Source organism: Mariniflexile jejuense, from assembly GCF_042675665.1.
In the GTDB taxonomy this organism is placed as follows: Bacteria; Bacteroidota; Bacteroidia; order Flavobacteriales; family Flavobacteriaceae; genus Mariniflexile; species Mariniflexile jejuense.
Genome location: NZ_JBHTJI010000024.1, coordinates 1 through 6,459, shown reverse-complemented (window position 1 = coordinate 6,459; position 6,459 = coordinate 1). Strand labels below are relative to the sequence as shown.

Sequence of the window (6,459 nt, the reverse complement as noted above, 5' to 3'; positions counted from 1 at the left end):
TAAAAAAAACAAAGTTTGCGGAATTATAAAAATAGCGGAATTTCTAAAAATTTAAGCTAGTAAAAATTAATAGAACGGAATTCTAAAAACGGAAACGGAAAACCAAAAATTGCGGAGAAAGAAAAACATAAAAATTAAAAAAAAAGGACATTTAAATCTTTGTCTAAATTCAAAACCGCTACATAACATGGTATAAATTTAATTGCTTTTAGTTACTTAATCGGAAAAATCCTGCGGATTTTTCCTTTGGCTTGCGTTTTTTTGCTATTTTAGTACCTAATCCACGCAACTAAAAATTATACAAAACGTTGGCAAACATTTGAGAAAAACAGTTCTAATATTGATATTTGGTCTTTTCACTAACATTTTGGTTTCGCAAGAAATCCAATCTGAATATGTTTATAAAAAAGAAAAAACAAAACAGAAATCTGAAAGCGGAACTAAATGGAATTTTGTCGATTCTGACAGTTTAGTGCTTTACGAAAACGGAACTTTTCATCGGACTAAATTTTATCATTATCACGAAATAATATACTCGGAATTAAAAGGGAAATGGAAAATTAAAAACGACACTCTAATTCTCAATATAAAACTGGAGAAAAAAAGTAAATCGGATAAAAAATGGTCTGAAATTAATTCGACTATAGTTTACAGAATAAAAAAACGGAAAATAAAACCAATAAACGGATTTGAATTCTACGCAATGCGGAATTTGAAACTTGTGAAAAAATAAAAAACGATTTGCCAACACCGTATAAAAATAATTGCGGTTTAGTGCTTAATCAAAGGTCGTTGCGTGTTTGTAACGTCTGATTTTCCTTCGGAAAATCCTCGCATACAAACCCGCAACTATTCTTATACAAACACGTTATGTAGCAGTAAAAACCCAGAAAAAAGCAAACGTAAATTTTGCGGAAATTAAGCGGAATATTACTAGATTTTTGAACTGTATAAAAAAACAAAGTTTGCGGAATTATTAAAATAACGGAATTTCTAAAAATTTAAGCTAGTAAAAATTAATAGAACGGAATTCTAAAAACTGAAACGGAAAACCAAAAATTGCGGAGAAAGAATAACATAAAAATTAAAAAAAAAGGACATTTAAATCTTTGTCTAAATTCAAAACCGCTACATAACATGGTATAAATTTAATTGCTTGTAGTTACTTAATCGGAAAAATCCTGCGGATTTTTCCTTTGGCTTGTGTTTTTTTGCTATTTTAGTACCTAATCCACACAACTAAAAATTATACAAAACGTTAGGCACAAGCTAAAAATCTCCCTGCTCATCAAAAATCTTCTCGTAAAATGACAAAGTACTTTTCAAATTTGCATCCATTGTTTTGTCAAAATAAACGACTTTAACCCTTGATTTAGGAACATCTAATAATTCAAAAGTTGGAATTTTGGTAAATGTAAATCTTGCTTTATCTGGATTTTTACCAGGAGATAATACTTTTGAGCCATAATGACTTTCCAACTCTCCATTAGGCATACAAAGTAAATTAATGTTTAAAATATTAAGATTTACATCTTCGTAAACAATCGTAATAAAAAATGTTAAACAAATCTTTTCATTCACTAAACCTTTATTATAAAAAGTTGGCAATGCTGGAGTATAAAATCTTGGTGGTACAAAAGAAACTCCGCCATTTTTTTTTATTTCCGACTGATAACTATTTTGATTTCTACCAACAAAAATATTCCTTGTAATATCACCTATATTTCTTGTTTGAACAGTTTTTAAATCAATATGAATATAAGCATCATTGACTTCAAAAAACATATCAGCTCCAACAGGACAAGAATTTGGCTGTCCAACTCCTTTGCCATTAAAAAGTGCATAAATAATTCTTTCTGCACCAACAGAAAAATCCGAAATATTTGTTCCATATTTTCCAATCCAATCATTTTTAATTTTTTCCTTGGTTTGGAAGCCAAACATCATTTCATCTTCGGCATATTTTAAAAAATAATAAAACTTATTTAAGTACTTGTTCTCTAACTCTTCTATTTCTTTGTTGGTCATTATATTGTTGGTTGTCTAGTTCTTTTTTTATTCCTTCTGCTATTCTTTTTGCCATTAAAACAGGAACTGCATTTCCAATCTGTTTGTACATATTACCAAGACTTCCGACAAATTCAAAATCCATAGGAAATGTTTGAATAATAGCACATTCTCTGACTGACATTCTTCTTTCTTTATTTGGGTGTATTTCTGGTCCAGTTGCAGTAATTGTATCACTTGGAGCGTCCCAATTATTAATTCTTAAAGACTGCTCAAAAGTTATTGGTTTTAATTCAAGTTCTGTAACTTGTTTATCGTATTTATCATCAAAACCTAATAATTTTTTTAATTCCCACCAATCACTCGGATTTGGAATACTTCCAGAATTATTATCTTTTCTAAACCAATGTCCAGCTGTATGTGCATATCCAAAATGTTCATCTACTCTTTTCGTACTCCATCCACTTTTTGTTCTCCATTCTTTTAAATAATCACAAATATCGTGTTGATTTACTTTATGTTTTCTTCCCCAAAACTCATCGTGAACGTTTGTACGAGCTTTATGATTTAAAATTGTAGTTCCGTTTAAATCAAATTTTTTATCTCTAATTCTAACATCTGCAAGAAAACCAACAGCTTCTTTGGTTGTAACAAAGGGTTGTAACCCTTTTTCAGAACCGTGTGTTTTTTTAGGAAAAGGATTGTTTAAACCAAGTCTATTTCCAATTATGACAACTCTTTCTCTATGTTGAGGAACTCCATATTCTGACGCTTTCATTAATTTATAATCTACGTCGTAACCAATTTCTTGAAAATCACTAATAATCATTTCAATTACTTTTCCTTTTTGCATAGAAAGTAATCCTTTTACATTTTCAGCGACAAAATATTTAGGTTGTTTATCTTTTATAATTCGTAACATTTCTTTGTATAGAAAATTACGCTCATCCTTCATCGACCTTTTAATATTTGCAATAGAAAATCCTTGACAAGGAAAACCGCCTAAAAGAATATCAAAATCATTAGGAATTTCCGAACTTGGAATTTTAGTAATATCTCCTAAAACGATATGATTACCAATGTTCTGTTTGTAAGTGTCAACAGCTTCTTTAAAAAAATCATTTGCCCATACGACTTCAAATCCAGCTTGAATAAAACCTAAATCTAAACCGCCACAACCTGAAAAAAGTCCTGCTACTGTGTGTTTTTTATTTTCTTCCATAATATCGAATGACAAATATATCAAAATTAAGATTGAAAAAGCCAGTGCCTAACACCGTATATAAAAAATTGCTTCTTCTTGCTTAATTTGATGGTAAGTTAATATTTATTTTGTTATTTTTAAAACTGAAAATTTGTGCATATTTACACGCAACTTTCCATATACATAAACGTTGTGCATAATTATGAAAAATGATCGAGTATAAATTTGAATCTTACACAATTATTGGAACATCAATTTTAGTAGCTGGACTTCTAAGGCTTTATTTATTCTATAAATGTTTTAATATTTCTATACTTCCTTTCATTGATTTAGATGAATTGACCACTTTGGTTTTAGACAATATTCTATACTTTTCAATGCTCTTTTTTCTAAATCTTATAATTATTTCTCTCTTTTATAAAAATAACAGTAATAAGAAAACAAGACTAAAAAGGTTAAGAGAATGCGGTTTTTTTAAATTAAACAAAATTTTGTTGTTAATTATAATCATCCCAATCTTATATCTCATTCAAGCCAATAGGGAGAAGGTGTTTTTTTATGAATTTATTTTCTGGGTAATACTTTTATTTATTGGAATATATTTTAACCCCTTAATTTATTTTGAATCACAAAAAACAGCAAAAAATAGAGGACTTAAAATAAACAAACTGACTATTATATTTATCTTGTCTGCAATAAACTTATGCTTTTTTGCTGGAGTTTCTGGAATTAGTGAAGCACATAAAATAAAATCAAGGAATTATTACAAAGGTTCAAAATTTTCCCTTGACAATGAAACGGAAATAATATCTGACTCTAAAAAATATTATATCGGAAAAACTAAAAACTATTTTTTCTTTTATCTGCCTAAAGAGGAAATCACACAAATAATCCCAGTTTCGAGAATAAAAAACATTGAATTAAAAAAATAACTATGCACAACACCGTATATAAAAAATTGCTAGTTTTATCCTAAACCAATGTTAGTTGCTTTGTTTGCTGGCTTCTGATTTTCCTTCGGAAAATCCTCGCGCACAAACACGCAACTTTCCATATACATCAACGTTGTACACAATTTATGAAACAGCTAATTTACATAGTTATAATCCTTTTTTCAATTCAAACGAATGGACAAAATTCAACTGAAAGAAAACAATTTAGGGTTGACTTATTGACTATCGAAAAGAACACAAAAGACACGCTAATTGGCTCAATAATCGAAGTGTTTTCTGGAGAAAAAAGAATAGAAACTGATATTTCGGATTTTGACGGAATTAGTATATTTTATCTTAACTCAAAATACATTATAAACAACAAAGTTCTTTTAAAAATTCACGGAAAAAAATGTTCTGTATTTGAAAAAGAATACGAACTGACTGACGATTTAAACATTACAATTTATCTTGAATACGGAGAATCGGAATATACTCATCCCAAGCAGTTATCAGAAATGTATAAAAAACTAAATATAAAGCCAAAAACATCTACTTGTGGGACTGTTGACTAATTTAATTAAAATAAAAAACTGTGTACAACAACGTGTAAAAAACATTGCTTATTTTAGTTAAACCGTTTGGTCGTTGCGCTTTTGCTAGCTTCTGATTTTCCTTCGGAAAATCCTCGCACACAAAACCGCAACGTTCCTTACACATAAACGTTGGCACAAAGTTAAAACTGAATCGTCAAAAACAAATGAATAGGAATTTTATAAAGATATTTCTTGACAAGATGAAAGGAGTTGAATATGGTTCAAAAATTAATAAGGAAATTACGTTGAATGAAAAAACAACTAAAGATGAAATTAAATCTTTGGTTTCAACAATGGGAAATAAAATTATTTTAAGTTTTTACGACGCATTTCACAATCTTCATCCAACTGAGAAACCTAGGGTTTTAGGAGATTCAGGAGCCTTCACTGATGTTCGAATTGATAATGAAAAAATAAATGTAAAACGTGGGAATCATGGCTGGATGGATAAAGAATGGTCTGAAATCTCAAAAACGGAATTAATTGACATCATTTTTAAGAGCAGGAATTTTAACGGAGGAAAAATGAGAATTGAATCCAGAGTTGCCAGAAAGATTTGGAGAAAAGATGAAAACGGAAAATCATTAATTTATTTTTATCATAAAGTCCCTGAATAAAAAACCATGTGCCAACACCGTGTATAAAAAATTGCTATTTTTAGTTTAACCAATGTCAGTTGCTTTGCTTGCATCTGATTTTCCTTCGGAAAATCCTCGCACACAAGCACGCAACTTTCCATACACATAAACGTTGTAACACATTTGACCAAACAATATAGTTGGAATTAACACAAAGACATATTAAAAAAATAAAATGGACTTCTCGAATGGCATTTGCTAGTCTGGGAATTTTAATTTTTGCTCTTTTGGTAAATGAATTTAGAGAACCATTACTTGGAATTAAAGAAGGTTATGCACCGCATAATTTTGGATTTAACTTTACTTTTTTTCTGCCTGCTATGTTAACTGCACTAGGACTTGGATTGGCTGTTGTTGGAAGAACAATAAAACACTGGGGAATTTGGACGGATTTAAATAAAAAATGGACATTGATTGGATTGTCAATTCCAGCAATTGGATTTTGGGTTTTTATAATTATCAGAATGTTTATTCTCTAAAATATGACTGAATTCATAATCATATCTGTTTTGATAACCCTTTTTGGAGCATTTTTATATTGGGCTTATCTTCCTGATTATCGCAGAAATCCAAAAGAATTTTGGCGGACATTAATCGGAATGCCAATTGGTATGTTACTTGGTGGAATTGGATTTAATGAATTAAACGAACAAATAAAAAAATGGGCGTTTGGAGAAAAAAATAAAAAGAAAACTGAAAAATAAAAACGTGTTACAACAATGTATAACCGCAATTACGGCGGATTCGATTGCGTCCGAATCCACTCGGAATTGCTAACGCCAGTTCTTAACCGAAAATCATTAACTTTAAATCCGTAACTGACGGTTATACGAGACCGTTATGTAGCAGTAAAAACCCAGAAAAAAGCAAACGTAAATTTTGCGGAAATTAAGCGGAATATTACTAGATTTTTGAACTGTATAAAAAAAACAAAGTTTGCGGAATTATTAAAATAACGGAATTTCTAAAAATTTAAGCTAGTAAAAATTAATAGAACGGAATTCTAAAAACGGAAACGGAAAACCAAAAATTGCGGAGAAAGAAAAATATCAAAAACTAAAAAAAAAGGACATTTAAATCTT

General features: G+C 29.6%; 8 protein-coding genes. 6 read left to right on the top strand and 2 right to left on the bottom strand.

The window, feature by feature from the left end; translation table 11 throughout:
• The first annotated feature begins 319 nt into the window (after window positions 1-319).
• Entirely contained in the window at window positions 320-733 is a 414-nt protein-coding gene (locus tag ACFQ1R_RS12915) for a hypothetical protein (RefSeq protein WP_209657241.1), read from the top strand.
• Between the two features lie 536 nt (window positions 734-1,269).
• Here ACFQ1R_RS12915 and ACFQ1R_RS12910 read toward each other — a convergent pair.
• The gene (locus ACFQ1R_RS12910; RefSeq protein ID WP_379926670.1) at window positions 1,270-2,028 is read right to left on the bottom strand and encodes a hypothetical protein; all 759 of its coding nucleotides are present in this window, start codon (window positions 2,026-2,028) and stop codon (window positions 1,270-1,272) included.
• A complete protein-coding gene (locus ACFQ1R_RS12905) occupies window positions 1,982-3,253 on the bottom strand; it encodes a DNA cytosine methyltransferase (protein WP_379926669.1) in 1,272 nt (423 codons plus the stop codon). Before ACFQ1R_RS12905 ends, ACFQ1R_RS12910 begins: the two co-directional genes overlap by 47 nt.
• A gap of 167 nt (window positions 3,254-3,420) precedes the next feature.
• Here ACFQ1R_RS12905 and ACFQ1R_RS12900 point away from each other — a divergent pair, with 167 nt between their 5' ends.
• The 5 genes from ACFQ1R_RS12900 (at window position 3,421) to ACFQ1R_RS12880 (ending at window position 6,081) form a co-directional block, all read left to right on the top strand.
• Entirely contained in the window at window positions 3,421-4,143 is a 723-nt protein-coding gene (locus tag ACFQ1R_RS12900; RefSeq protein WP_379926668.1) for a hypothetical protein, read from the top strand.
• Between the two features lie 146 nt (window positions 4,144-4,289).
• Window positions 4,290-4,718, top strand: coding sequence for a hypothetical protein (locus ACFQ1R_RS12895; protein ID WP_379926667.1), 429 nt, complete (start codon window positions 4,290-4,292; stop codon window positions 4,716-4,718).
• Between the two features lie 221 nt (window positions 4,719-4,939).
• Window positions 4,940-5,356 carry a hypothetical protein gene (locus ACFQ1R_RS12890; protein WP_379926666.1) on the top strand — a complete coding sequence of 139 codons (417 nt, stop codon included), beginning with the start codon at window positions 4,940-4,942 and terminating at the stop codon, window positions 5,354-5,356.
• A 161-nt stretch (window positions 5,357-5,517) separates the two neighbouring features.
• Window positions 5,518-5,856, top strand: a complete 339-nt coding sequence (locus ACFQ1R_RS12885) for a hypothetical protein (protein ID WP_379926665.1) — start codon at window positions 5,518-5,520, stop codon at window positions 5,854-5,856.
• A gap of 3 nt (window positions 5,857-5,859) precedes the next feature.
• On the top strand, window positions 5,860-6,081 hold the full coding sequence (locus tag ACFQ1R_RS12880) for a hypothetical protein (RefSeq protein WP_379926664.1): 222 nt from the start codon (window positions 5,860-5,862) through the stop codon (window positions 6,079-6,081).
• Window positions 6,082-6,459 lie beyond the last annotated feature (378 nt).

Bases quoted from the DNA above. Each gene is read 5' to 3' on its own strand.
- ACFQ1R_RS12910 (WP_379926670.1), bottom strand. From the start codon at position 2,028: ATGACCAACAAAGAAATAGAAGAGTTAGAGAACAAGTACTTAAATAAG.
- ACFQ1R_RS12900 (WP_379926668.1), top strand. From the start codon at position 3,421: ATGATCGAGTATAAATTTGAATCTTACACAATTATTGGAACATCAATT.
- ACFQ1R_RS12895 (WP_379926667.1), top strand. From the start codon at position 4,290: ATGAAACAGCTAATTTACATAGTTATAATCCTTTTTTCAATTCAAACG.
- ACFQ1R_RS12890 (WP_379926666.1), top strand. From the start codon at position 4,940: ATGAAAGGAGTTGAATATGGTTCAAAAATTAATAAGGAAATTACGTTG.
- ACFQ1R_RS12880 (WP_379926664.1), top strand. From the start codon at position 5,860: ATGACTGAATTCATAATCATATCTGTTTTGATAACCCTTTTTGGAGCA.